We start from the raw sequence: 25,455 nt of genomic DNA, 5'->3' as shown, positions 1-25,455 counted from the left end.
AGCATCCCCTAACGGTTGATCAGCCATAGGATCGCCGAGAGCGCGACGCTGATCAGTATTCCGGTGGTGACGGGAACGTAGAGTCTGAAGTTCTCACGCTCGATCACGATATCGCCTGGCAGCCTGCCAAGGCCGATCCGGGCCACCCAGGGCCACAGCAGCCCTACGGCAACTATGCTGAGACCAACGACGATCAGCGTTCGCGACATGGCAGCATCCTGCCGGAAAATGGCATCTGCCCGAAATATAGTGGCAACGCGCCTTGCAGGCAGCGCTCCCACCTTCGTGGCGTGATGCCTACCTCTATTGGAGCAGACGAGGAGACGATCGGAAGCTCGCCTCGGGAGCTACAATGCCGCTCCGGCATTCGCGGTCACCCGAGAGGGAGGAGATTATGAAATACCTGGTAAATTGGCACGAGCGGCCACAGGGATCGGCGATCGAATACGAGAACGTCCAAAAGCGCATCCTGAAAATCTTCCAGCACTGGGAGATACCGAGCGAAGTCAAGGTGCATGCCTTCGTGGTGCGCGTGGGCGAATGGGGTGGTAGCATGCTCTGCGAGGCAGATGACCCGCTCGTAGTCCACAAAACGTGTTCGACCTTCCCGGCGCTCCAATTCGACGTCCATCAAGTCATCGACATTCAGGACGCGGTCCGCGTCGAGATGGAGGCTATCAAATGGCGGGATGAACTTCCTTCATGAGCGGCCGCCGATGCCGCATATTCGAGGCGTCGCACAATCTACGGCTGAACGGTTTGTCGCGCGGGACATTAGCGTCGAACGAGCGATCGGGATGACGCCCCGAGGTTCGCAACTCTGCCGGCCAAGCCGCGGGGTCCATTAGCAACCCAAAACATTAGTTTTGTCTTTACTGGCGCATCAGATGTGCTACCGGAGCGCCGTGCCCTTGTAGCTCAGCTGGTAGAGCAGCGGTTTTGTAAACCGAAGGTCGCGGGTTCGATCCCTGCCGGGGGCACCAGTCTGTACATGCTGAAAAGCCGCGCGACGCTTCCTACATCTCTGTCAGGGCAATTGCACCATACGGGGTGCCGCATGATCAGATTCGTCATCATCCTGCCGATCATCGTCGTGACCTGGCTTCTCCTGGTCAAGGCCGTCAGCGACCTAAAGAAGGCCAACATCGACTGGACCGGCGTCACCGCCATCATCGGCTTCATCGCGCTGGCTTTCTGGCTGAGGCACATCACGGGGATGGGGTGAGGTGAGTGAGTAGGGAATAGTCAGTAGTGAGTAGGATGGCATGCCCCCTGCGCTGACCAGGCCCTACTGACTACTGACTGCTCACTACTGACTATTCACGCGACTTTCCCGGTCGCTCAAAAAACGAAAAATCCTCGAACCTTTTTCTTGGCCGCGACGACACACGGTCAAGAGGCGGATGGATCGCCTCGGTCGCGAAACCAAGGAGATCATCATGTTCAAGCGCACGCTCGTTTCGACCCTTATCGCCACTACCGTCGCCGCCGGCACTCTGGCCGGTACCGTCCAGCCCTCGGCCGCCCACGGCCATCATCACCGCCGCGAACTCGGCATCGGCATCGCCGCCGGCGTCGGCGGGTTCGTCTTGGGCAGCCTGCTCGCCCAGCAGCAGCCGCGCACCGTCTATCTCGAGGAAGATGGCGGTTCCTGGCATGTCCGCCGCTGCCTCGCCCGCTACGACAGCTACGATCCGGGCTCGGACACCTATATCGGCTACGACGGTTATCCGCACTACTGCCGCCTCTAGAGCATGATCCCGAAAAGTGGGAACCGGTTTTCGGAGAAGATCATGCTCCAACAAAGAGTTAGATCAGGATGGCGATTCAACGACGCCATCCTGATCAACACGGCGACCGTCCCAGCAATCGGAAGAGGGGCCTTAGCGGCCCCCTTTTTCGTTCAGCGGTGGAGCATGATCCTGGCCCGAAGGTCAGCAAAAGCAAAGGCGGGAACCGGTTTTCGGAGAAGATCGTGCTTCAACGAAGAGTTGGATCATGTCTCGATCGCCAATCCGGCGGCGCGGCAGGCGGCGGCAACGGCAAGCCCGGCATTCGGCGCTTCATCGCCCATCGCGACGAACTCGAAGCTGTTTCCGGCATCCGGGTAGATCTTGGCAATGAACGGTTCGCCGGAGCCGCCAGACGAACGGCTGGCGTCGACATGGCCGCACGCCACGATCTCCCGGCGGCCGTTCAGCGTCCGCTCACCGGCAAGCATCATCCCGAACTTGGCGGAGACAGGATCCTTCAAGTGCTGGCGGACCCCGGCGGTGATGATCTCCTCGAGCGCGAGCGAGATCGGTACGGGATCGACACGCTGGCTGCCGGCATCCGGTTTGGGTGTTGCCGCCACGCATCCGCAAAGTGAAGCGGCCAGCAAGAGTAGAACCGTTTTCCGCATCCAGGCCCTTTCGCATGCATTCGAACGCCGCGGCAAGACGCTCAGGCCCCATGCAGCCTCTGGTGTACAGTGATTTTGGGAACGTTTAGTCTGGTGCCCGATGGGCAATCAGGGGAGGGAGCCTTGGACAATCACGATCCGAAGGACGACCTGATCGAGCCGGTTTTTCGCAACGGCACGGTCACCACTGTCGGCATCCTGCTGGCTTTCTCGCTGGGCTTCATCACCCATTGGGCCGCCAACCCGATCCCCTGGCAGACCTATCACCTGATCGCGGTTCTCCCGATCCTGGCCGGCATCGCCCTGCAGATGCGGGCGCTGGCCATGCTGCTCGACACGAAATCGCTGCAGCGCCCGGTCTATGCGCGTGCCAACCGCATCTTCATCAGCGGGCTCGTTTTCACGGCCAGCGGTGTCGGGCTGGCGATCCTGCTCGATTTCTTCGACATTGCGACCAAAAGCGCCCTGCCGGGCGCCTCCTGATCAGCCTGCCACCACGCCGCCAATCATCTTGGTCACCTCGGCCGCCGCCTCGCGCACCAGCGGGCCGATCTCGGCCAAACGCTCCGGCGTCACCCGCACCGTCGGGCCGGAGACCGAAACGCCGCCGATCGGCTCGCCGAACTCGTTGAAGATGGCTGCGGCCACGCAGCGCATGCCGGGATGGCGTTCCTCGTCGTCGACCGACCATCCGCGATGCTTGATGGTCGCGAGATCATGGGCTAGCGCCGAAATGTCGGACAGCGTCCTGTCGGTGTAGCGCTGCAGGCCGGCCTTGCGCAGGATGGCGGCGACGCGTTCCGGCTCGAGATGCGCCAGCACCGCCTTGCCGATGCCCGAAGCATGAAAAGAACTGCGCGTGCCCGGCCGGAAGAAGGCGCGGATCGCCTGATGCGTCTCGACCTGGCTGACGAAGACCACGCAATCGTCCTCGGCGACGCCCAGATTCGCGGTCTCGCCGGTCTTCTCCATCAGTTCCTGCATGACGATGCGGGCGCGGTCGACCAGTTTTCTGCGACGCAGGAAGGCAGCGCCCATGCGGTAGGTCTCGACGCCGATCGACCAAAGCTGGTCGGTCGTATCGAATTCGGCCATGCCGTGGTTCTCCAGCGTCGTCAGCATGCGATAGGCGGTGGAGGCGGCGATGCCGCTGCGGGCCGCGATCTCGCTTAGCGACAGGCCGCTGGCTTCCGCCACGATCGCCAGGATGCGCAGCGCCCGGTCGAGCGACTGCACCGAGGCCGCCTCCGACGGGCCGTTGAAGGCGCGCGGCCGCCCGCGCTGGCGCTTTTCCGTGGTTTCCATGCGCATATTCTGGCCGATTTCCCGCGTGACGCAATGAAAAAGTTTTTCACTGCTTTCCTGTGACGCTTTTCTGGAAAACGGAAAGCGCCGCAAAATCAATGAATAAGTGCCATTTCCTAGAAATGAAAAAATATTCTGAAAAAGTTGAAAAATCGGAAGCTCGCTGGCATTCTCAAGCCAACCAACGAATTGGAGGCTGGACATGGCCAAGATGCGCGCTGTCGACGCTGCGGTTCTCGTTCTCGAAAAGGAAGGCATCACCAATGCCTTCGGCGTGCCGGGCGCGGCGATCAACCCGCTTTATTCGGCGCTGAAGGCGCGCGGCTGCATCCGCCACGTGCTTGCGCGCCATGTCGAGGGCGCCTCGCACATGGCCGAAGGCTACACGCGGGCCAAGGCCGGCAATATCGGGCTCTGCATCGGCACCTCCGGTCCCGCCGGCACCGACATGATCACTGGCCTCTATTCGGCGTCGGCCGATTCCATTCCGATCTTGTGCATAACGGGCCAAGCTCCCCGCGCGCGCCTCAACAAGGAGGATTTCCAGGCCGTCGACATCGCCGCTATCGCAGCGCCTGTCGCCAAATGGGCCGTCACCGTCATGGAGCCCTACCTGGTGCCGATGGCGCTGCAGAAGGCGTTCCACCTGATGCGCTCGTCGCGGCCGGGTCCGGTTCTCATCGACCTGCCGGTCGACGTGCAGCTCGCCGAGATCGAATTCGACATCGACGCCTACGAGCCGCTCATCCCGTTCAAGCCGGCGATGACGCGCGCCCAGGCCGAAAAGGCGCTGGCGATGCTCAACGAGGCGGAAAAGCCGCTGATCGTCGCCGGCGGCGGCATCATCAACGCCGATGCGGCGGACCTTCTGATCGAGCTCGCCGAGGTCACCGGCGTGCCGGTCATCCCGACGCTGATGGGCTGGGGCGCGATCCCCGACGACCACCGGCTGATGGCCGGCATGTGCGGGCTGCAGACCTCGCATCGCTATGGCAATGCGACGATGCTTGAAGCCGACTTCGTCTTCGGCATCGGCAACCGCTGGGCCAACCGCCACACCGGTTCCGTCGACGTCTATACCAAGGGAAAGAAATTCATCCACGTCGACATCGAGCCCACGCAGATCGGGCGCGTCTTCGCGCCGGATCTCGGCATCGTCTCGGATGCCGGTGCTGCGCTGAAGATTTTGCTCGATGTCGCCACCGAGTGGCGGACGGCCGGCAAGCTGCGCGACTGGTCGGGCTGGGCCAAGGAATGCCAGGGCCGCAAGAAGACGATGAAGCGCAAGACGCATTTCGAACAGGTGCCGCTGAAGCCGCAGCGCGTCTATGAGGAGATGAACAAGGCTTTCGCCCGCGACACCACCTATGTCACCACGATCGGCCTGTCGCAGATCGCCGGCGCGCAGTTCCTGCACGTCTACAAGCCGCGCAACTGGATCAATTGCGGCCAGGCCGGCCCGCTCGGCTGGACGCTGCCGGCCGCGCTTGGCGTGCGGGCCGCTGATCCGGACCGGGACATCGTCGCGCTCTCCGGCGATTACGACTTCCAGTTCATGATCGAGGAACTGGCCGTCGGGGCGCAGCACAAGCTGCCCTACATCCATGTCGTCGTGAACAACGCCTATCTCGGCCTGATCCGTCAGGCGCAGCGCGGCTTTTCGATGGATTACGAGGTGAGCCTCGCCTTCGAGAACGTCAACCGTGCAGACGATCCCGACGCCGGCTACGGCGTCGACCACGTCGCGGTCGCCGAGGCGATGGGCTGCAAGGCGGTTAGGGTGCGTAAGCCGGAAGAGTTCGCCGGCGCCTTCAAGGAGGCGCAGCGGCTGATGAAGGAGCATCAGGTTCCGGTGGTTCTCGAATTCATCCTCGAGCGCGTCACGAACATTTCCATGGGCACGGAAATCGACAAGATCACCGAATTCGAGGAGCTTGCAGAACGCAACGAGGATGCTCCGACGGCCATCATGATGTTGGATTAGATTCTGCGGAAAGAAGGAGAAAAAGAATGCCGCGCTTTTCAGCCAATCTTTCGATGCTCTTCGGCGAGCATGATTTCCTTGACCGCTTCGATGCCGCCGCCCGCGCCGGCTTCAAGGGCGTCGAATATATCGGGCCCTACGACCATGCGCCGGACGTCGTTGCCGCGCGCCTGAAGAAAAACGGCCTGACCCAGGTTCTTTTCAACCTGCCGGCGGGCGACTGGGCAAAGGGCGAGCGCGGCATTGCCGCGCTGCCTGACCGGGTGCCGGAATTCCGCCAGGGCGTCGCCAAGGCGATCACCTATGCGCATGCGCTGGGCTGCGAGCAGATCAACTGCCTTGCCGGCATCACGCCGCAAGGCGCCGATCGCGCCGTGCTGGAGAACGTCTTTGCCGAAAACCTTGCCTTCGCGGCCGAGAAGCTGGAGCAGGCCGGCATCAGGCTGCTGATCGAGCCGATCAACACCCGCGACATTCCGGGCTTCTTCCTGAACCACAGCGACCAGGCGCTGGCGCTGATGGACCGCATCGGTTCGAAGAACCTGTTCCTGCAATACGACATCTATCACATGCAGATCATGGAGGGGGATCTCGCCCGTACCATCGAGGCCAACCTCGGCCGCATCGCCCATATCCAGCTTGCGGACAATCCCGGCCGTCACGAGCCGGGGACGGGCGAGATCAACTACCCCTTCCTCTACGAGCACATCGACCGCCTTGGCTATTCCGGCTGGATCGGCGCCGAATACAAGCCGAAGGCCGGCACGGAGGCGGGGCTCGGTTGGTTCGGGCAATTCGCCGGGCAGGGGAGTGCTGCGGCTTAGAGCCGGTGCTGAAGCTGCCAATCTCCCCCCACGTGGGGGAGATGCCTGGCAAGGCAGAGGGGGGCGCGAAGGATCGCGACCTAACAAACTACGGAGAACAACAAATGGAAACCATCGGCTTCATCGGACTCGGCATCATGGGCGCGCCGATGGCGGGGCATCTGCTCGACGCCGGCTACCCGGTCGTCGCCAGCGACCATCGCTCGAAGCCGCCGGCCGATCTTGTCGCCAAAGGACTGAAGACCGTCACCGGCCATGACGCGGTGGCCAGGGCCGCCGATATCATCATCACTATGGTGCCCGATACGCCGCAGGTTGCCGACGTGCTGTTCGGCGAGAGCGGCGTTGGTTCGGGCCTGACCAAGGGCAAGCTCGTCATCGACATGAGCTCGATCTCGCCGATCGCCACCAAGGAATTTGCGAAGAAGATCAACGATATTGGCTGCGACTATCTCGACGCCCCGGTGTCGGGCGGCGAGGTCGGCGCCAAGGCGGCCTCGCTGACGATCATGGTCGGCGGCGAGGAAGAAGCCTTCGAGCGCGCAAGGCCGGCGTTCGAGAAGATGGGCAAGAACATCACGCTTGTCGGGCCGAATGGCGTCGGCCAGACGACCAAGGTCGCCAACCAGATCGTCGTGGCGCTCACCATCGAGGCGGTCGGCGAAGCCCTTGTCTTTGCCTCGAAGGCCGGCGCCGATCCGGCCAAGGTCAGGCAGGCGCTGATGGGCGGGCTCGCCGCCTCGCGCATCCTCGAAGTGCATGGCGAGCGCATGATCAAGCGCACCTTCGCGCCTGGTTTCCGCATCGAGTTGCACCAGAAGGACCTCAACCTGGCGCTGGAGGGCGCCAAGGCGCTCGGTGTCTCGCTCCCCAACACCTCGACGACGCAGCAGCTGTTTAATTCCTGCGCGGCCAATGGCGGCGCCAAGGAGGATCACTCGGCATTGGTTCGCGCGCTGGAGCGGATGGCCAATTTCGAGGTCGGCAAAGGAGCAACCGAGGCCAAGGGCAAGGCAGCATAGGTCAGGAGACGGCGGCGCAACGTTACCAAGCCGCCTGTTCTTTTCCTGTCGGAGAACGGGTTCCAGCGTTGTTGCTGGAATCCGTTTCTCGTCCTTGATTTTCCCGGCTAACGCGGACTGCCGCTTCGGTCTCAGCCGCGCTTCAGGAATGCGCGCGCCGCATAAAGGCTTACCGCCGCCGCATTCGACACGTTGAGCGAGCGGATTGCGCCGGGCATGTCGAGCCGGGCAAGCGTTGTCACCGTCTCGCGCGTCTTCTGGCGCAGCCCTTTGCCCTCGGCCCCAAGCACCAGGGCGATCTTGTCGCCAGCGAATGTGTTCTCAAGCTCGGCTGGCCCGTCCGAATCGAGCCCGATTGTCTGGAAGCCGGCCTCGTGCAACTGTCCCAGCGCGTCAGCCAGGTTCTTCACCTCGATCTGGTCGATATGCTCCAGCGCCCCCGATGCCGATTTCGCCAGCACGCCGGATTCCTGCGGGCTGTGGCGGGCCGTGGTGATCAGCGCGCCGGCGCCGAAGGCGACCGCCGAGCGCAGGATCGCGCCGACATTGTGCGGATCGGTCACCTGGTCGAGCACCAGCACCAGCCTGGTGTCGCCGAGCGCGTCGAGCCGCTTCGGCTTGAGCGGTTCTGCTTCGATCAGCACGCCCTGGTGCACCGCGTCCGAGCCGGTGATCCTGTCGATGTCCTTCGGTTCGACCAGCTCGGCCTTGAAAGGCAGGACGGCGAGGTCGCCGATCGAAAGCCGCTCCGCGGCATTGCGCGTCACCAGCATTTTTCGGATCTTGCGCCGGGGATTGTCGAGCGCCGCCCGCACCGTGTGCAGTCCGTAAAGCCGCACCAGACCGTCGGCCGCAGCCTCGCCCGGCGGCACCGGCTGCCGCGGCCGGAAAGTGGGCGCGCCGCCCGCCTTCTGGTCGCGATGCGCGCGCCGAAGCTTGGCGTAGTGGGTATCCTTGGGCGTGCCCGGCTTGTTGCTTTTTGTGTCGCTCATGCGGCTTCTATAGCTGTCCCGTCCGGCTAAGGATACCGGCTGCGAAAATGAATGCCGACCATCCTCGAAAAACCCTGGCCGCGCCGGTTGACACCCACCGGCCTTGCCGCCATAAGGCGCTTCGCTGATTTCGGAGAAGATCCTTACTCGGGCTCCGGATCAGCGTGAATGCCTCGTTGCATGGCTCCGGCGGCAGACTGGAGAGGTGCCCGAGTGGTTAAAGGGGACGGACTGTAAATCCGTTGGCTTAGCCTACGTTGGTTCGAATCCAACCCTCTCCACCACTGCCGGCCCGGAAGCCTGAAACGAAAAAGCACCGGAAGTGTGCCGCTGTTTTCCGATGCTGTAGCAGGCGGGTATAGCTCAGTGGTAGAGCAGCAGCCTTCCAAGCTGAATATGCGGGTTCGATTCCCGCTACCCGCTCCAGATTTCCATCCGCATCGCCAGTCGCACGAAAACGCCGCGCGCCGCGGCGCGCAGCGCATTCCGTTTGGTCCTGCCGCCTAGCTGTTGAAGGCCGAGGCGACCTGATGGTTCTGCGGGATCTGGCCGTTCGGCGTCAGCTTGTCGACGATGCCGGGCAGTGCCGCCGACAGTTGCTGCAGCAGCTCCTGTTCGTTCAAACCCGTGCGCTGCGCGATTTCGCGGATGACCTGCGGCCCGATCGCGGCGCCGAGATCGTTGGCGTTGATTGGCTGGTTCTGACCGGTGCCGACCCAGGAATCGGCGACGTTGCCGTGCCCGGCGTCCTTCAACTTGTCGAGCAGGCCGCCCAGCCCTCCGAGCAGGCCGCCATCGGCGGAGGTTCCGGCGGGCGTGGGGACCGGAGCTTGCGGTTCGGCCGGCTGTTCCTCGCTCCTGCCGCTCAGCATCTTGCCGACGAGCAGCGCGCCGAGCGCGATCATCAGGGGTTTGGTGATGTTGCCGCCGGGAACGGCGTTGTCAAAAAGGCCCATCGTGGATCTCCTATCAACCAAGTCCGCCCGGCGCCAGAATGGCCCAACCGGGGGGAATTTCAAGCTGTCTTGAGCTTTTGACAATCATATGAAAATGATTGGCACGGCGGGGATTTGGAGGGAAAAAATGGGCATCATCAGCTGGATCATTCTCGGCGTCGTCGCCGGCTTCATCGGCAGCAAGATCGTCAATAAGTCCGGCCAGGGCATGATCATGGATATCGTGCTCGGCATTGTCGGCGCCATCGTTGGCGGAGTGATCTTCAGCGCCTTCGGCGCATCGGGCGTCACCGGCCTCAACATCTGGAGCCTGATCGTCGCCGTCGTCGGCTCGGTCGTCGTGCTCTGGGCCTACCACCAGTTCTCCGGCAAGCGCACGCTGTAGCAGCACAGACGAAACCCGCAGCCGCTTCCGCCGCGCAGGCGCCAGTTGGGGCCGGTCGCGGCGTGCGATCGCGATGGCGATATCGGCATCGGATCGGCGCGATCCGGCAGCCTCAGGCGACGACCGCCAGGCGCCGCCGCCTTTCGTCGAGCGACACGATCGCCAGGCCGCTGCCGATGACCAGCAGGATGCCGCAGACGGCGAGCGCGTTCGGGAATTGGCCGAACACCAGCAGGCCGGAGATCACCGCCCAGACGGTGAAGCAGTAGTAGAACGGCGCCACCGCGCTCGTCGGTCCGACGCGATAGGCCATGAAGATGAAGAAATGGCCGAAGATCAGGAACAGGCCTGCGCCGCCAATCAGCAACAGATGGCGGCCTTCCGGCACCACCCACTGCTCGGAAACGAGATGCGCGACGCCTGAGCCGGCCAGCACGACCACGACGGCGGAGATGGCCACGATCATCCCGGGCACCTCGGCGTCCACCTTGCGCCCGGCGAGATCACGCGCCGCGGCCAGGGCCGCGTTGCCAAGCGCCAGCAAGGCATAGACGGAAATGCCTTCCATCGTCGGCTGCGCGACCATGACGGCGCCGGCAAAGCCGAGGCCTATCAGCGCCATGCGCGCGGCGCCGATCTTTTCGCCGAACAGGATCGAGGATCCGACCAGCACGATAAGCGGCGTGATCTGCCCGAGCGCCGTCGAATCGGCGATCTGCATGTTGGCCAAGGCCACGACGTAGCAAAGGATAGCGGCCAGCTCGCAAAGGTTCCGGCGCAGCACCTTGCGCTCGAAAAGCAGCGGCAGCTTCCTGCCATAGCCCAGCATGAAAAGCAGCGGCATGCCCCAGAGCGTGGCGGCCGCGCCGCGCAACAGCAGCACCTCATAAGGCGGCAGCCCCGCGGTCGCGAGCTTCATCATCGTGTCGTTGACGAGGTAGGATCCCGTCGAGACGATCATGAACAGCGGGCCGCGGATATTTGCTGGAATGAACTGCATTCGCCGAAGAAATCAGAGGCGTGTCGCGGCGGCAATGGGCCAGTTCCGGCCGATCGGGCGTCTATCCGCGCGAAGCTGTCGATGAGGTTGCCGGGCGGTCAAGCCGCGACCATTTGAATTCGCCTGTCGCGATCCTATATCCGCGCTATATCCCTGAAATCGGATCGTTGGTTCGGGTCGAGCAAAAGAAGGCTCAGCCACAAGGCACTTGTTTTTTTCGGCCGTTGTCGCTAATCGCCCCGCATTCGACTGAACTGAAGGTCAAGGCCGCCCAAGGAAAGAGACTATGGCAAAAGGTAAATTCGAGCGCACCAAGCCGCATGTGAACATTGGCACGATCGGCCACGTCGATCATGGCAAGACGTCGCTGACGGCGGCGATCACGAAGTATTTTGGCGAATACAAGCGCTATGACCAGATCGACGCGGCGCCTGAAGAGAAGGCGCGCGGCATCACGATCTCGACGGCGCATGTCGAGTACGAGACGGCCAACCGTCACTATGCCCACGTCGACTGCCCCGGCCACGCCGACTATGTGAAGAACATGATCACCGGCGCCGCCCAGATGGACGGCGCGATCCTGGTGGTCTCGGCCGCCGACGGCCCGATGCCGCAGACGCGCGAGCACATCCTGCTCGCTCGCCAGGTCGGCGTGCCCTCGATCGTGGTGTTTTTGAACAAGGTCGACCAGGTCGACGATGCCGAGCTTCTCGAACTGGTCGAGCTCGAGGTTCGCGAGCTGTTGACCAAGAACGAGTTCCCCGGCGACGACATTCCGATCGTCAAGGGCTCGGCGCTGGCAGCGCTTGAGGACTCCAACAAGACCATCGGCGAGGACGCCATCCGCGAGCTGATGGCTCAGGTCGACGCCTACATCCCGACGCCGGTGCGTCCGCTGGACAAGCCGTTCCTGATGCCGATCGAGGACGTGTTCTCGATCTCGGGCCGCGGCACCGTTGTGACCGGCCGCGTCGAGCGCGGTGTGGTCAAGGTCGGCGAGGAACTGGAGATCGTCGGCATCCGTCCGACGACCAAGACGACCTGCACGGGCGTCGAGATGTTCCGCAAGCTGCTCGACCAGGGCCAGGCCGGCGACAACATCGGCGCGCTGCTGCGCGGCGTCGACCGTGAGGGCGTCGAGCGCGGCCAGGTTCTGGCCAAGCCGGGCTCGGTCAAGCCGCACAAGAAGTTCGTGGCCGAAGCCTACATCCTGACCAAGGACGAGGGCGGCCGCCACACGCCGTTCTTCACCAACTACCGTCCGCAGTTCTACTTCCGCACGACGGACGTGACCGGCATCGTGACGCTGCCGGCCGGCACCGAGATGGTGATGCCTGGCGACAACATCACCGTCGACGTCGAGCTGATCGTGCCGATCGCGATGGAAGAGAAGCTGCGCTTCGCCATCCGTGAAGGCGGCCGCACCGTCGGTGCCGGCATCGTCGTCACCATCAAGGAATAATCGATCCGGCTTTTTGCCGGCTCGATACGGAAAGGGCGGTCTTCGGGCCGCCCTTTTTCGTTTACTTGCGTCTTGCAGAACAAGTCTTGCGCGCTTGTTTCGAAGCTATTGCATGTACCATTGCCGCAACTATTATAGGTTGCGTCGAGGGGGGGCTTCGCCAGCGTGATTTCGGAGTGCGTTTAAACAATACAGCAGCGTTGTGGCGTGGGCTGGTTCGCCTGCTGCCGGTGCTTGCGATGACGATGGCTGCTTTCGCCGCGAGGGCTGGCGACATCTCCGACCCGATTGTCCGGAATGGATTTCGGCCGAAGGTGCCATCGAGCCCGGCACGCCGGCCAAACTCAAGCGTATATTGAAGACGCTGGGTCGGCGCCAACTGCCGATCATCGTCAACTCTCCTGGCGGCAATGTCGACGCGGCGCTCCAGCTTGGTCGGATAATTCGCAACAATAAGCTCGATGTTGCCGTTGGCGTCACCAAAGTTTTCCGATTGCCAGCCAGGAATGGACGATTGCCGGGCCAACGATGGCGAAGGTGCCGCCTATGTCGGCGTCGCGTCGGATGGCGGCGCAATGTGCAATTCCGCTTGTCCGCTGATGTTCGCGGGTGGCGTTCGCCGCGTCGCCGGTGGCTTGGCCTATCTGGGCGTTCATCAGATCACCACCACTTATTTCCCCTCTACAAGGCATTTTCGAACCACCTATCAAACGATCCGAGGCAAAAGATATCGCGTCACGACGGAGACCGTCACCGAAGGCGAGAGCTACAAGACCTATGAGATGAGCAAGCGGTTCGCGCGGAAAATCTCGGCCTATCTCAGGGAGATGGGCGTGGGGCAGGGTGTACTCGACAAAATGAAGGCCACGCCGGCGAGCGACATTCAGCAGATCACCCTCCACGATATGCTGACGATCAAACTGGCAACCAGCACGGACACCGTGGACCTGTTTACCGCAGTAACCCTGTGCATGGGGGACAAAGCGGCTCCAAATTGCCGTGAAATATCGAAGGATACCCGGCTGGCCCCCCTAACAACGGCAAAGCCGGCACCTCGCCAACAGGCTGAAGTCCCAATTTCTCAGTCGGCCAAGGCTCCGGCCGTCGAACCATTCCAGGGAGCGGCAGGAAACGCGGCGCCTGAGATGCGCTTCGTGGTCGTTCGCGGCAGCGATCCGCTCTGCGATCCCGACTGCCCGGAATGGATCTCGGCGGAAGGCGCGATCACGCCTCAAACTCCGCAAAGGCTTCGCCGGCTGCTCGCAGCGCTCGGCAATCCGCGGCTTCCCATTGTCATCAGTTCGCGAGGCGGCGACTTGTTCGGCGCTTTGGCAGCGGGGCGGCTTGTCCATGAGCGGAAGCTCGACGTCGTCGTCGGCCGGACCAATGTTTTGGGCTGCAACCCGCCCGGAGCAGGTTGCCTGGACGACAACGGTGCCTATGTCGGACTGATAAGCCAGTTTGGAGTGGAGTGCGATTCAGCCTGCGCGCTCGTGCTCGCCGCCGGCGCCAAGCGACTGGTCAATCCCAAGGCGCGGCTCAGCGTGTCCTCGATGGGTCAGAAGAGGGTCGTTAAAGCCTATCTGGACGAGATGGCGATCAACCCAGGCCTGTTCGCCGCGATGGAGCAGAGCTCGGTCGAGCGCCGGCTCGAACCAGACATGATGCTCAAAGTCGGACTGGCGACCGGGCCGGAGTCGGCGGATGCGCTGACGGGCCCCACCATCTGCAAATCAGCGCCCAAGCCGGACAACTGCCGGCTGCCGCCGGCCGCCAGTGCGGAGGCGAACGCGCCACCGGAGCTCTAAAGCGATCGGACTGGCCCAAGGTCGAGCTGATCGCCGATCGCGATCGAAGAGAAATGCGCTTCGCCAGGCCGCCCCTTGTTCGTTTGGACCACGTCGTTCAAAGCTGTTGCAAGCACCGACGCCGCAACTAGTATGAGTTGTATCCGAGGGGTTTGCAAAGCGTGGTTCCGGAACGCGGTTCAGACAGCATTCAATGGTGGCGCGGGCTGATCAGGCTGGCGCTGGCCGCTGCGGTCGGCCTGGCCGGCTTCGCCGCGAGCGCCAAGGAAGAGGCGCCCGATCTCGGCCCGACCATGCGCTTTGCCGTTGTGCGCAATAGCGCGCCGGGCTGCGAGCCCAATTGCCCGGAATGGATTTCGGCGGAAGGCACTATCGAAGCCGGAACGCCGGCGCTCCTCAGGCGCCTGCTGAAGACGCTAGGCGGCCGGCAGCTGCCGATCGTCGTCAATTCCCCGGGCGGCAATGTCGACGCCGCGCTCCAGCTCGGCCGCATGATCCGCAAGAACAAGCTCGACATCGCCGTCGGCACGACGGAGTTTTCCGGTTGCTCGCCCGAGATGAAGAACTGCCGGGACAATGAAAGCAAAAACACGCCCTATGCCGGCGTCGCCTATGACAGCGGCGCCATGTGCAACTCGGCCTGTCCGCTGATGTTTGCCGGCGGCCTCCGCCGCGTGGTCGGCGAGTGGGCCTTTCTCGGCGTCCACCAGATCACCACCACGTACCACAGGGAAAAGCTGCTCTACCGCACCACCTACAAGGTCGTGAACGGCAAGAAGAAAGTCCTCAGCACCAGGATCGTCAGCCGCCGGAACGCCGGCAGCTACAAGACCTATGAGATGAGCAAGGCGGTCGAGAAGCGGCTGTCCGGCTATTTGAAGGAAATGGGTGTCGACCAGGACGTGCTGGACGTGATGAAGGCGACGCCCGCGAGCGACATCAGGCAGATCGGGCCCGACGACATGCTGGAGATGAAGCTTGTCACCAGCCTCGATTCGCTGGACCTGATGACCGGAAAGACCATCTGCCGGCACGGTCCCGTGCCGGCGAACTGTCGCGAGATACCGACGAACGGCAATGCCAGACCGGCCGAGGTCGCATCGGTCGAGGTCAAGCCGGCCTCTGCTCAACCGACAGGGGCCGCATTGCCCTCCAGGTCGGAACAGGAGATGCGCTTCGTGCTGGTTCGCGGCACCAATCCGCTCTGCAACCCCGACTGCCCGGAATGGATTGCGGCAGAGGGGACGATTGTTGCGGCTACGCCCGACAGGCTGCGCGAATTGCTGGACACGGTCGGCGGGCGCAGGCTGCCCATCGTCGTCAATTCACCGGGCGGCGACATACAAGGCGCGCTCGCCGCCGGCCGGCTGATCCGCGAGCGCAGGCTGGATGTCGCGGTGGCCCGCACGGACTTTCTCGACTGCGATCCCGGCGCGGCGGGATGCATCGTTAAGGACGGACCCCATGACGGCCTCACCGTCGATGCAGGCGCCGAATGCGACGCCGCCTGCGCGGTGATGGTCGCCGGCGGCGCCAGGCGCTTGGTTGGTGCCGACGCGCATTTCCGGGTGCACTCGATGGGCATGGAGGAAAAGGTCAGGGCGTATCTCGACGAGATGGCCATCGGCCCGGGCCTGTTCGCCGCGATGCAGTCAGCCCAGTATGCGAGCCACCGGGAACTCAGCCGGGACGAATTGCAGAAATTCGGGCTGACGACCGGGCCGCAATCGGTGGACGCGCTGACCGGCGCCACTGTCTGCAAATCGTCGCCCAAGCCCGACAACTGCCGGCTTCTGCCGTCGGCCAATGCCGAGGCGGAGGCTCCGGCGAAGCTGTAGCGCGGAAGCGCCGACTGGCCATCGAGGCAGGTTGAGCCGGGTAGGGCTTGCGTTATCCTCCGCAGCCTGCCCGAGCAGGATCGTACCGGAAGGATCAACAATGAGCGAGGATATCCCGACTTTGTTCGAATGGGCCGGTGGTGCAGAGGCGCTCAACCGCCTGACGCGGACTTTCTACGACAAGGTGGCTGTGGATCCGATCGTCGGCCCGGTGTTCAGGCACATGTCGCCGGATCATCCGGCGCATGTCGCCGCCTTCATCGCTGAGGTCTTCGGCGGACCAAAGACCTACAGCGAAAAGCATGGCGGCCACCGCGAGATGGTCATGCACCATCTCGGCAAGCACCTGACCGAGGAGCAGCGCCGGCGCTGGATCAATCTTCTCGCCGATGCGGCGGACGAGGTCGGCCTGCCCGACGATCCCGAATTCCGTTCCGCCTTCATGGGCTATGTCGAATGGGGATCGCGGCTGGCCAAGCTGAATTCCAATCTAGGCGAGACCTGCGACCCGGAGACCGAACCGATGCCCGCCTGGGGCTGGGGTGTGCCGGGCGGGCCTTACAGGCCGCCGGCCGGGAAGTCGTAGCGGAAGATGCTGGGTTTCTGCAAAATTCCGAAAAGATGACGCCGCAAAGAAACGGCAGGGTCGTTGCATCAACGTGAGGCGACCTTGCATGCTGATCGCCCATCTCCCGTCGGGCTATATTCTGGGAAGATTCGCGCGAAAACGCTGGCGCAAAGCGTCCGGCATCGTGGCTGCCGCGATGCTCGGCAGCGTCATCCCGGACATCGACATGCTCTATTTTCACCTGATCGATGGCGGTCGCACCCACCATCACGCCTACGTCACGCATTGGCCGTTGTTCTGGGCGGCGATCGGAGCGGTAAGCCTGCTGGTCAGTCGGTTGCTCGGTTTGCCGCATCAGCCTTCGATCGCCGCCTTCTTTGCCGGAGCCGTGTTGCATATGGCGCTCGACACGGTGGCATCGCCGATCATGTGGCTGGCGCCGTTCAGTCATCATCCCGTTGAGCTCGTGGCCGTCCCCGCCAGGTATGGGAACTGGGTGCTCAGCTTCATGCTGCACTGGACCTTCGGGCTTGAACTCGTGATATGCGCCTGGGCCTTGTGGCTTGGATGGCTGCGACCGCCACTTCCGGCCGACACGCCTCAAATGGGCACTTGAGTTCTCATCGGCTTTGTGAAATAGCAGCGCCCGTATACGGGCATAGCTCAGTTGGTAGAGCGGCGGTCTCCAAAACCGCAGGTCGTAGGTTCGAGCCCTGCTGCCCGTGCCATTTCCCAAGTGGCAAAACGAAGATCACGGGCGCTCAGCCGTTGAAAACAGGCGGGTGGCTTGCCATATTGGGAAATCTGGGGCATAAGGCCCCGCATAGCCGGGACGGAACGACTGGATGGTTCCGAGGCGGCGCTCGAACATAAAGCGGAACACTTGCCACTTGCGTGGACCAAGAATCGGTTTTATGTAGACTGAACAGACACGCGACGCGTGGAGCTGGGAAGCCGGCTTTACGCGTCTGATTTGCGTGGGCGAAATGGTGGCGCTGATTCGGCGCCGACACGGAACCCAGGCGGCACGTCCCGGCCAGCGGGATCATCCAGGAGACCCGGCCAACGGGTCTTGAAGACAGGCGGCACATGGCTTCGAAAACCACAAACCCTTTCACCTTTCTCCAGCAGGTTCGTGCGGAGACGGCCAAGGTGACATGGCCCTCGCGCCGCGAGACCATGATCTCGACGGTGATGGTTCTGGTGTTCGCGGTCATCGCCATGATTTTCTTCTTCGCCGCCGACATAGCCATGGGCTATGCGATCGAGTTGGTTTTGGGCCTCGGACATTAAGTTCGGCGATTACGGAGAGGTCGTGAAATGACTGCGCGCTGGTACATCGTCCACGCTTATTCGAACTTCGAGAAGAAGGTCGCCGAGGACATCGAGAACAAGGCCAAGCAGAAGGGCCTGTCCGGTGAGATCGAGCAGATCGTGGTGCCGACCGAGAAGGTCGTCGAGATCCGCCGTGGCCGCAAGGTCGATGCCGAGCGCAAGTTCTTCCCGGGCTATGTGCTTCTGAAGGCCAACCTGACGGACGCCGTGTTCTCGCTGGTCAAAAACACGCCGAAGGTCACCGGCTTCCTGGGCGATTCCAAGCCGGTGCCGATCACCGAAACCGAGGCGCAGCGCATCCTGAACCAGGTGCAGGAAGGCGTCGAGCGGCCGAAGCCCTCGGTCACCTTCGAGATCGGCGAGGCGATCCGCGTCTCGGACGGTCCGTTCGCATCCTTCAACGGCTTCGTCCAGGAAGTGGACGAGGAGCGGGCGCGCCTCAAGGTGGAAGTTTCGATCTTCGGGCGCGCGGTGCCCGTCGATCTTGAATTCGGACAGGTCGAAAAGGGCTGATCCGGAGATCCCTTGAGCCGCGGGCGAGAGGGATCGGCGGCGCGAAGAAGCGCGCTGTCATGAACGGGTGGGAGGCGAAAGCGGTTTAGCCGGCCGCTGGAACCGCACCACCAGACTGCAACCGCCGGTTTTTCCCGGCATGAGAAAAGGCAGGAATAGAGATGGCTAAGAAAGTTGCAGGCCAGCTCAAGCTCCAGGTTGCCGCGGGCTCGGCCACGCCGTCGCCCCCGATCGGCCCGGCGCTTGGTCAGCGCGGCATCAACATCATGGAGTTCTGCAAGGCGTTCAACGCGCAGACTCAGGAGCTGGAGAAGGGCTCGCCCATCCCGGTCGTCATCACCTACTACCAGGACAAGTCGTTCACTTTCGTCATGAAGACGCCGCCGGTGAGCTACTTCCTGAAGAAGGCCGCCAACCTGAAGTCGGGCTCGAAGGAGCCGGGCAAGGTCAAGGCCGGCACGATCTCGCGCGACAAGGTGCGCCAGATCGCCGAGCAGAAGATGAAGGACCTGAACGCAAACGACGTCGAGGCGGCCATGCGCATGGTCGAGGGCTCCGCCCGCTCGATGGGCCTGGAAGTGGTGGGCTAAGATCATGGCAAAGATTGCAAAGCGTGTTGCCAAGAGCCGCGATGGCATCGATCCGAACAAGGCCTATGCGCTCTCCGAGGCGCTGCAGCTGCTCAAGGACCGGTCCACGGTGAAGTTCGACGAGACCGTCGAGGTCGCGATGAATCTCGGCGTCGATCCGCGCCATGCCGACCAGATGGTCCGCGGCGTGGTCAACCTGCCGAACGGCACCGGCCGCTCGGTGCGCGTTGCCGTGTTCGCGCGCGGCGACAAGGCCGAGGAAGCCAAGGCCGCCGGTGCCGACATCGTCGGCGCCGAGGATCTGGTCGACATCGTCCAGAAGGGCACGATCGATTTCGATCGCTGCATCGCGACGCCGGACATGATGCCGCTGGTCGGCCGTCTGGGTAAGGTGCTCGGCCCGCGCGGCATGATGCCGAACCCGAAGGTCGGCACCGTGACCCCCGATGTCGCCGCGGCCGTCAAGGCGTCGAAGGGCGGCGCCGTCGAGTTCCGCGTCGAGAAGGCCGGCATCGTCCAGGCCGGCGTCGGCAAGGTCTCGTTCGACGTCAAGGCGCTGGAAGAGAATGTGCGAGCCTTCGCCGATGCGGTGAACAAGGCAAAGCCCGCCGGCGCCAAGGGCAACTACGTCAAGAAGGTGTCGGTCACCTCGACGATGGGCCCCGGCCTCAAGCTCGACATCGCGACGCTCGCCGCGTCGTAAGTGTCGCTTGACCGGCTTCAGGCCGGTCGCATCAAGAATTCCGGACCGCCGATCCGTCGGCGGCCCGGTATCCCGGAAGCCGAAGGGTTTCCGGATATCCTGTCCGAGATTGCAGGCGGCCCAAAGCCTTAATTCGAATGGGCCTGCATGAGACGGGTGAAGACCCGACAAAGGAGCGACAAGCTCCAATGAAAGGTTCGAACCGTGTTTGCCTTTTGTCAGCGCATCGCCGGCTTTGCCGTAGGTGTGGCGAAAGGGGGCAGGATCCTCGAGCGCCGTTCGGGAGATCCGTTTTGGATGGCCCGGCCGGCAAAAGGCAACCCGACGCCTGACCTCTAAATGGGAATGTTCCCATCGATGGGGCAGGGGTCAACTGGAGATAGGCAGTGGACAGAGCGGAAAAACGCGAACTCGTCACGGGCCTGAACGAAGCGTTCACGAGCGCGGGTTCAGTCGTCGTGGCCCACTACGCCGGTATCACCGTCGCGCAAATGAACGACCTTCGGTCGAAAATGCGCGCCGCCGGTGGCACCGTCAAAGTCGCGAAGAACCGTCTCGCCAAAATCGCTCTTCAGGGCACGGACTCCGCATCGATCGTCGACCTGTTCAAGGGACAGACGCTGATCGCCTATTCGGAGGATCCGGTTGCGGCGCCGAAGGTCGCGTCCGATTTCGCCAAGGGGAATGACAAGTTGATCATTCTCGGCGGCGCAATGGGCACCACCTCGCTCAACGCCGACGGTGTGAAGGCACTCGCCACACTGCCGTCGCTCGACGAGCTGCGCGCCAAGCTGGTTGGCATGATCGCCACGCCGGCAACCCGGATCGCCCAGATCGTCAATGCACCCGCGGCTTCGGTCGCGCGCGTCATCGGCGCTTACGCCCGGAAGGACGAGGCGGCATGAGGCCGTTCCTCGCTATCACAAACACACGTTCGAACCTTACGAAGGAATATGCAAATGGCTGATCTCGCAAAGATCGTAGACGACCTTTCGAAGCTGACCGTCCTCGAGGCGGCCGAGCTGTCGAAGCTCCTGGAAGAGAAGTGGGGCGTTTCGGCCGCTGCTCCGGTGGCGGTTGCCGCTGCTGGCGGTGGCGCTGCCGCTGCTGCTGCTCCGGCTGAAGAGAAGACGGAATTCGACGTCGTTCTCGCCGACGCCGGCGCCCAGAAGATCAACGTCATCAAGGAAGTCCGCGCCATCACCGGTCTTGGCCTCAAGGAAGCCAAGGACCTGGTCGAGGCGGCTCCGAAGCCGGTCAAGGAAGGCGTTTCCAAGGCCGACGCCGACAAGTTCAAGGCTCAGCTGGAAGCAGCTGGCGCCAAAGTCGAGCTGAAGTAACAGGCGAGGGCGGACGGTCTCGCGCCGTCCGCCCCCTCCCTTGACGAAGGGAGGCTTCACGTTGCGCGAGACGTTTGAAAACCTCTTTCCTGAGGGCCGGAAACGGCCTTCAGGAAACGGGTTTTTCTCCCGTTTTAACCGGCTGCCGCCAAGCAAGGGCGGTCCGGAGAAACAGACAGGGGCTGCCGAAGCGGCCCGCAGTGCAAGGCGAACCGCGGCGAGGTTTGCCCCGAGAATCGAGCTAAGGAGCGACGATGGCCCAGACCCAGACTTTCAATGGCCGCAGACGCGTACGCAAGTTCTTCGGAAAGATCCCGGAAGTTGCGGAGATGCCGAACCTGATCGAGGTTCAGAAGGCATCCTATGACCAGTTCCTGATGGTGGACGAGCCCAAGGGCGGGCGTCCGGACGAAGGACTGCAGGCCGTTTTCAAGTCGGTCTTCCCGATCTCCGATTTTTCCGGCTCCTCAATGCTGGAATTCGTGAAGTATGAGTTCGAAGGACCGAAATTCGACGTTGACGAGTGCCGTCAGCGCGACCTTACCTATGCCGCCCCGCTGAAGGTGACGCTGCGCCTCATCGTGTTCGATATCGACGAGGACACCGGCGCGAAGTCGATCAAGGACATCAAGGAGCAGGACGTCTACATGGGCGACATGCCGCTCATGACGTCGAACGGCACCTTCATCGTCAACGGCACCGAGCGCGTCATCGTCTCCCAGATGCACCGCTCGCCGGGCGTCTTCTTCGACCATGACAAGGGCAAGTCGCACTCGTCGGGCAAGCTTCTGTTTGCCGCGCGCGTCATCCCCTACCGCGGCTCGTGGCTCGACATCGAGTTCGATTCCAAGGACGTCGTGCACGCCCGCATCGACCGCCGCCGCAAGATCCCGGTGACGTCGCTGCTGATGGCGCTTGGCATGGACGGCGAGGAGATCCTGTCGACCTTCTACAACAAGATCACCTACAAGCGCGCCGGCGACCACTGGCGCATTCCGTTCAACGTCGAGCGTTTCCGCGGCCTCAAGGCCGTCGGCGATCTGGTCGACGCGGACACCGGCGAGATCGTCGTCGAGGCCGGCAAGAAGATCACCGCCCGCCAGGCTCGCCAGCTCGGCGAGAAGGGTCTCAAGGCGATCAAGGCGACCGACGAGGACCTGCTCGGCAACTACCTGGCCGAGGACATCGTCAACTACGCCACCGGCGAGATCTTCCTCGAGGCCGGCGACGAGATCGACGAGAAGACGCTGAAGGTGCTGCTCGGCACCGGCGAGGACGAGATCCAGATCCTCGACATCGACCACGTCAATGTCGGCGCCTATATCCGCAACACTTTAGCCGTCGACAAGAACGAGAGCCGCCAGGACGCGCTGTTCGACATCTACCGTGTCATGCGTCCGGGCGAGCCGCCGACGCTCGAGACCGCCGAAGCCATGTTCAACTCGCTGTTCTTCGACAGCGAGCGCTATGACCTGTCGGCCGTCGGCCGCGTCAAGATGAACATGCGCCTCGAGCTCAAGGCCGAGGACACCGTGCGCGTGCTGCGCAAGGAGGACATCCTGGCCGTGGTCAAGACGCTGGTGGAACTGCGCGACGGCAAGGGCGAGATCGACGACATCGACAATCTCGGCAACCGCCGCGTGCGCTCGGTCGGCGAGCTGATGGAGAACCAGTACCGCGTCGGTCTGCTGCGCATGGAGCGCGCGATCAAGGAGCGCATGTCCTCGATCGAGATCGACACGGTCATGCCGCAGGACCTGATCAACGCCAAGCCGGCCGCCGCCGCGGTGCGCGAGTTCTTCGGCTCCTCGCAGCTGTCGCAGTTCATGGACCAGACCAACCCGCTGTCGGAGATCACCCACAAGCGCCGCCTCTCGGCGCTCGGACCGGGCGGTCTGACCCGCGAGCGCGCCGGCTTCGAGGTGCGCGACGTGCACCCGACGCATTACGGCCGCATCTGCCCGATCGAGACGCCGGAAGGCCCGAATATCGGCCTGATCAACTCGCTGGCCACCTTCGCGCGCGTCAACAAGTACGGCTTCATCGAGAGCCCGTACCGCAAGATCGTCAACGGCAAGCTGACCAATGAAGTCGTCTATCTGTCGGCGATGGAAGAGGCCAAGCACCATGTCGCGCAGGCCAACGCCGAGCTCGACAAGAACGGCGGCTTCGTCGATGAGTTCGTCATCTGCCGAAACGCCGGCGAAGTGATGATGGCGCCGCGCGAGAACGTCGACCTGATGGACGTGTCGCCGAAGCAGATGGTTTCGGTGGCCGCGGCCCTCATTCCGTTCCTCGAGAACGACGACGCTAACCGCGCGCTGATGGGCTCGAACATGCAGCGTCAGGCCGTGCCGCTGGTGCGCGCCGAGGCGCCGTTCGTCGGCACCGGCATGGAGCCGATCGTCGCCCGTGACTCCGGCGCCGCCATCGGCGCCCGCCGCGGCGGCATCGTCGACCAGGTGGACGCGACGCGTATCGTCATCCGCGCCACGGAAGATCTCGATCCCGGCAAGTCGGGCGTCGACATCTACCGGCTGATGAAGTTCCAGCGTTCGAACCAGAACACCTGCATCAACCAGCGTCCGCTGGTGCGCATGGGTGACCGCGTCAACAAGGGCGACATCATCGCCGACGGTCCGTCGACGGAGCTCGGCGATCTGGCGCTCGGCCGCAACGTGCTGGTCGCGTTCATGCCGTGGAACGGCTACAACTACGAGGACTCGATCCTCTTGTCGGAGCGCATCGTCGCCGACGACGTCTTCACCTCGATCCATATCGAGGAGTTCGAGGTCATGGCGCGCGACACCAAGCTCGGACCGGAGGAAATCACGCGCGACATTCCGAACGTCTCGGAAGAAGCGCTGAAGAACCTCGACGAGGCCGGCATCGTCTATATCGGCGCGGAAGTGCAGCCGGGCGACATCCTGGTCGGCAAGATCACGCCGAAGGGCGAAAGCCCGATGACGCCGGAAGAAAAGCTGCTGCGCGCCATCTTCGGCGAAAAGGCCTCGGATGTTCGCGACACGTCTATGCGCATGCCTCCTGGCACCTTCGGCACGGTCGTCGAAGTGCGCGTCTTCAACCGCCACGGCGTGGAGAAGGACGAGCGCGCCATGGCGATAGAGCGCGAGGAGATCGAGCGCCTGGCCAAGGACCGCGACGACGAGCAGGCGATCCTCGACCGCAACGTCTACTCGCGCCTTTCCGACATGCTGGTCGGCAAGGATGCGATCGCCGGACCGAAGGGCTTCAAGAAGGGCTCGAAGCTGTCGAAGGATACGCTCGACGACTATCCGCGCTCGCAGTGGTGGCAGTTCGCGGTGGAGAACGAAAAGCTCCAGAGCGAACTGGAAGCCCTGCGCGGCCAGTACGACGATTCCAAGAAGGCGCTGGAACAGCGCTTCATGGACAAGGTCGAGAAGGTGCAGCGCGGCGACGAAATGCCTCCGGGCGTCATGAAGATGGTCAAGGTCTTCGTGGCCGTGAAGCGCAAGATGCAGCCGGGCGACAAGATGGCCGGCCGGCACGGCAACAAGGGTGTCGTGTCGCGCATCGTTCCGGTCGAGGACATGCCTTTCCTCGAGGACGGCACGCATGCCGATATCGTGCTCAACCCGCTGGGTGTGCCGAGCCGCATGAATGTCGGCCAGATCCTGGAAACGCATCTGGGCTGGGCTTGCGCCGGCATGGGCAGGAAGATCGGCGAGCTGATCGAGGCGTACAAGGCGGGCGGCGACATCAAGCCGCTGCGCAAAACGATCGAGAGCTTCATGCCGGCCAATGACCGCAACGAGCCGGTCCGCGAGTACGACGACGAAAGCATCATTCGCCTCGGCGAGCAGATGCGCCGCGGCGTCTCCATCGCGACCCCGGTGTTCGACGGCGCGCATGAGGGCGACATCAACATCATGCTGGAGCAGGCGGGCCTGCACACCAGCGGTCAGTCGCAGCTCTATGACGGACGCACCGGCGAGCCGTTCGATCGCAAGGTGACGATGGGCTATATCTATATGCTCAAGCTTCACCACCTGGTGGACGACAAGATCCACGCGCGTTCGATCGGCCCGTACTCGCTGGTCACCCAGCAGCCGCTGGGCGGCAAGGCGCAGTTCGGCGGCCAGCGCTTCGGCGAAATGGAGGTCTGGGCGCTCGAAGCGTACGGCGCCGCCTACACGCTGCAGGAGATGCTGACGGTGAAGTCGGACGACGTCGCCGGCCGCACCAAGGTCTACGAAGCTATCGTCCGTGGCGACGACACGTTCGAGGCCGGCATTCCCGAGAGCTTCAACGTTCTCGTCAAGGAAATGCGCTCGCTCGGCCTCAATGTCGAGCTGGAGAACACCAAGCTCGACGAAGCCCCCGTCCGGCTGCCAGATGCTGCCGAATAGGGGCGCGGCCGAGTAAGGCAATGGCGCGCCGCAAC

General features: G+C 63.2%; 26 protein-coding genes and 4 tRNA genes. 24 read left to right on the top strand and 6 right to left on the bottom strand.

What is annotated here, in order from left to right:
- Positions 1 to 8: 8 nt before the first annotated feature.
- Complete coding sequence (locus EJ067_RS00360; RefSeq protein WP_126084144.1) at positions 9 to 209, bottom strand: DUF2905 domain-containing protein; 201 nt, start codon at positions 207 to 209, stop codon at positions 9 to 11.
- 185 nt (positions 210 to 394) lie between these two features.
- On the opposite strand from EJ067_RS00360, the gene EJ067_RS00355 reads away from it, so the two are divergent.
- The 4 genes from EJ067_RS00355 (at position 395) to EJ067_RS00345 (ending at position 1,751) form a co-directional block, all read left to right on the top strand.
- Entirely contained in the window at positions 395 to 706 is a 312-nt protein-coding gene (locus tag EJ067_RS00355; RefSeq protein WP_126084143.1) for a DUF3303 family protein, read from the top strand.
- 201 nt (positions 707 to 907) lie between these two features.
- Positions 908 to 983: transfer RNA gene (locus EJ067_RS00350), tRNA-Thr, on the top strand.
- A gap of 74 nt (positions 984 to 1,057) precedes the next feature.
- A complete protein-coding gene (locus EJ067_RS34320) occupies positions 1,058 to 1,225 on the top strand; it encodes a hypothetical protein (RefSeq protein WP_189510273.1) in 168 nt (55 codons plus the stop codon).
- Positions 1,226 to 1,439: 214 nt separating this feature from the next.
- Positions 1,440 to 1,751: a BA14K family protein gene (locus EJ067_RS00345; RefSeq protein ID WP_126084142.1), complete on the top strand. Its 312-nt coding sequence runs from the start codon at positions 1,440 to 1,442 to the stop codon at positions 1,749 to 1,751.
- A gap of 245 nt (positions 1,752 to 1,996) precedes the next feature.
- On the opposite strand, the gene EJ067_RS00340 is transcribed toward EJ067_RS00345, so the two are convergent.
- Positions 1,997 to 2,356, bottom strand: a complete 360-nt coding sequence (locus EJ067_RS00340; protein WP_245468121.1) for a hypothetical protein — start codon at positions 2,354 to 2,356, stop codon at positions 1,997 to 1,999.
- A 171-nt stretch (positions 2,357 to 2,527) separates the two neighbouring features.
- Between EJ067_RS00340 and EJ067_RS00335 the strand changes: the two genes are divergently transcribed.
- Positions 2,528 to 2,887: a hypothetical protein gene (locus EJ067_RS00335; RefSeq protein ID WP_126084140.1), complete on the top strand. Its 360-nt coding sequence runs from the start codon at positions 2,528 to 2,530 to the stop codon at positions 2,885 to 2,887.
- Here the strand turns inward: EJ067_RS00335 and bhcR are convergent, their stop codons facing one another.
- Positions 2,888 to 3,709: an HTH-type transcriptional regulator BhcR gene (bhcR, locus tag EJ067_RS00330; RefSeq protein ID WP_126084139.1), complete on the bottom strand. Its 822-nt coding sequence runs from the start codon at positions 3,707 to 3,709 to the stop codon at positions 2,888 to 2,890.
- 202 nt (positions 3,710 to 3,911) lie between these two features.
- Between bhcR and gcl the strand changes: the two genes are divergently transcribed.
- The 3 genes from gcl to EJ067_RS00315 all read left to right on the top strand — a co-directional run bounded on the left by gcl (position 3,912) and on the right by EJ067_RS00315 (position 7,539).
- A complete protein-coding gene (gene gcl, locus EJ067_RS00325) occupies positions 3,912 to 5,693 on the top strand; it encodes a glyoxylate carboligase (protein ID WP_126084138.1) in 1,782 nt (593 codons plus the stop codon).
- Between the two features lie 26 nt (positions 5,694 to 5,719).
- Positions 5,720 to 6,517 carry a 2-oxo-tetronate isomerase gene (gene otnI, locus EJ067_RS00320; RefSeq protein ID WP_126084137.1) on the top strand — a complete coding sequence of 266 codons (798 nt, stop codon included), beginning with the start codon at positions 5,720 to 5,722 and terminating at the stop codon, positions 6,515 to 6,517.
- 104 nt (positions 6,518 to 6,621) lie between these two features.
- Complete coding sequence (locus tag EJ067_RS00315; RefSeq protein WP_126084136.1) at positions 6,622 to 7,539, top strand: 2-hydroxy-3-oxopropionate reductase; 918 nt, start codon at positions 6,622 to 6,624, stop codon at positions 7,537 to 7,539.
- A 131-nt stretch (positions 7,540 to 7,670) separates the two neighbouring features.
- On the opposite strand, the gene EJ067_RS00310 is transcribed toward EJ067_RS00315, so the two are convergent.
- Positions 7,671 to 8,531, bottom strand: a complete 861-nt coding sequence (locus EJ067_RS00310; RefSeq protein ID WP_126084135.1) for an RNA methyltransferase — start codon at positions 8,529 to 8,531, stop codon at positions 7,671 to 7,673.
- A 199-nt stretch (positions 8,532 to 8,730) separates the two neighbouring features.
- On the opposite strand from EJ067_RS00310, the gene EJ067_RS00305 reads away from it, so the two are divergent.
- A tRNA-Tyr gene (locus tag EJ067_RS00305) sits at positions 8,731 to 8,815 on the top strand.
- 68 nt (positions 8,816 to 8,883) lie between these two features.
- Positions 8,884 to 8,957: transfer RNA gene (locus tag EJ067_RS00300), tRNA-Gly, on the top strand.
- A 77-nt stretch (positions 8,958 to 9,034) separates the two neighbouring features.
- Here EJ067_RS00300 and EJ067_RS00295 read toward each other — a convergent pair.
- A complete protein-coding gene (locus EJ067_RS00295; protein ID WP_126084134.1) occupies positions 9,035 to 9,487 on the bottom strand; it encodes a YidB family protein in 453 nt (150 codons plus the stop codon).
- Between the two features lie 127 nt (positions 9,488 to 9,614).
- Here EJ067_RS00295 and EJ067_RS00290 point away from each other — a divergent pair, with 127 nt between their 5' ends.
- Positions 9,615 to 9,872 (top strand): GlsB/YeaQ/YmgE family stress response membrane protein, encoded by a 258-nt coding sequence (locus tag EJ067_RS00290; RefSeq protein WP_126084133.1) that lies wholly within the window; start codon positions 9,615 to 9,617, stop codon positions 9,870 to 9,872.
- 112 nt (positions 9,873 to 9,984) lie between these two features.
- On the opposite strand, the gene EJ067_RS00285 is transcribed toward EJ067_RS00290, so the two are convergent.
- Positions 9,985 to 10,872: a DMT family transporter gene (locus EJ067_RS00285; protein ID WP_126084132.1), complete on the bottom strand. Its 888-nt coding sequence runs from the start codon at positions 10,870 to 10,872 to the stop codon at positions 9,985 to 9,987.
- Between the two features lie 286 nt (positions 10,873 to 11,158).
- Between EJ067_RS00285 and tuf the strand changes: the two genes are divergently transcribed.
- From tuf to rpoB, 13 genes are all read left to right on the top strand, one after another.
- Complete coding sequence (gene tuf / locus EJ067_RS00280) at positions 11,159 to 12,334, top strand: elongation factor Tu (protein WP_095805843.1); 1,176 nt, start codon at positions 11,159 to 11,161, stop codon at positions 12,332 to 12,334.
- A gap of 461 nt (positions 12,335 to 12,795) precedes the next feature.
- On the top strand, positions 12,796 to 14,142 hold the full coding sequence (locus tag EJ067_RS00275; protein ID WP_245468120.1) for a hypothetical protein: 1,347 nt from the start codon (positions 12,796 to 12,798) through the stop codon (positions 14,140 to 14,142).
- 161 nt (positions 14,143 to 14,303) lie between these two features.
- Positions 14,304 to 15,980: a hypothetical protein gene (locus EJ067_RS00270; RefSeq protein ID WP_126084131.1), complete on the top strand. Its 1,677-nt coding sequence runs from the start codon at positions 14,304 to 14,306 to the stop codon at positions 15,978 to 15,980.
- A gap of 100 nt (positions 15,981 to 16,080) precedes the next feature.
- On the top strand, positions 16,081 to 16,566 hold the full coding sequence (locus EJ067_RS00265) for a group II truncated hemoglobin (RefSeq protein WP_126084130.1): 486 nt from the start codon (positions 16,081 to 16,083) through the stop codon (positions 16,564 to 16,566).
- 88 nt (positions 16,567 to 16,654) lie between these two features.
- Positions 16,655 to 17,164: a metal-dependent hydrolase gene (locus EJ067_RS00260; RefSeq protein ID WP_126084129.1), complete on the top strand. Its 510-nt coding sequence runs from the start codon at positions 16,655 to 16,657 to the stop codon at positions 17,162 to 17,164.
- A 36-nt stretch (positions 17,165 to 17,200) separates the two neighbouring features.
- Positions 17,201 to 17,276 (top strand) — tRNA-Trp (locus tag EJ067_RS00255).
- A 361-nt stretch (positions 17,277 to 17,637) separates the two neighbouring features.
- Positions 17,638 to 17,841, top strand: coding sequence for a preprotein translocase subunit SecE (secE, locus tag EJ067_RS00250; protein WP_126084128.1), 204 nt, complete (start codon positions 17,638 to 17,640; stop codon positions 17,839 to 17,841).
- Between the two features lie 27 nt (positions 17,842 to 17,868).
- A complete protein-coding gene (nusG, locus tag EJ067_RS00245) occupies positions 17,869 to 18,396 on the top strand; it encodes a transcription termination/antitermination protein NusG (RefSeq protein WP_059189556.1) in 528 nt (175 codons plus the stop codon).
- Positions 18,397 to 18,557: 161 nt separating this feature from the next.
- Positions 18,558 to 18,986 carry a 50S ribosomal protein L11 gene (gene rplK / locus EJ067_RS00240; RefSeq protein ID WP_059189557.1) on the top strand — a complete coding sequence of 143 codons (429 nt, stop codon included), beginning with the start codon at positions 18,558 to 18,560 and terminating at the stop codon, positions 18,984 to 18,986.
- Between the two features lie 4 nt (positions 18,987 to 18,990).
- Entirely contained in the window at positions 18,991 to 19,689 is a 699-nt protein-coding gene (rplA, locus tag EJ067_RS00235) for a 50S ribosomal protein L1 (RefSeq protein ID WP_126084127.1), read from the top strand.
- A gap of 386 nt (positions 19,690 to 20,075) precedes the next feature.
- Positions 20,076 to 20,594, top strand: coding sequence for a 50S ribosomal protein L10 (gene rplJ / locus EJ067_RS00230; RefSeq protein WP_126084126.1), 519 nt, complete (start codon positions 20,076 to 20,078; stop codon positions 20,592 to 20,594).
- 54 nt (positions 20,595 to 20,648) lie between these two features.
- Positions 20,649 to 21,029 (top strand): 50S ribosomal protein L7/L12, encoded by a 381-nt coding sequence (gene rplL, locus EJ067_RS00225; RefSeq protein WP_066989581.1) that lies wholly within the window; start codon positions 20,649 to 20,651, stop codon positions 21,027 to 21,029.
- A gap of 254 nt (positions 21,030 to 21,283) precedes the next feature.
- Positions 21,284 to 25,420, top strand: a complete 4,137-nt coding sequence (rpoB, locus tag EJ067_RS00220) for a DNA-directed RNA polymerase subunit beta (RefSeq protein ID WP_126084125.1) — start codon at positions 21,284 to 21,286, stop codon at positions 25,418 to 25,420.
- Positions 25,421 to 25,455 lie beyond the last annotated feature (35 nt).

Origin of the sequence: Mesorhizobium sp. M1D.F.Ca.ET.043.01.1.1 (assembly GCF_003952385.1) — a bacterium.
GTDB lineage: Bacteria > Pseudomonadota > Alphaproteobacteria > Rhizobiales > Rhizobiaceae > Mesorhizobium.
Note: the sequence above shows the minus strand (reverse complement) of the source record. Positions and strands in the feature narration are given on the sequence as shown.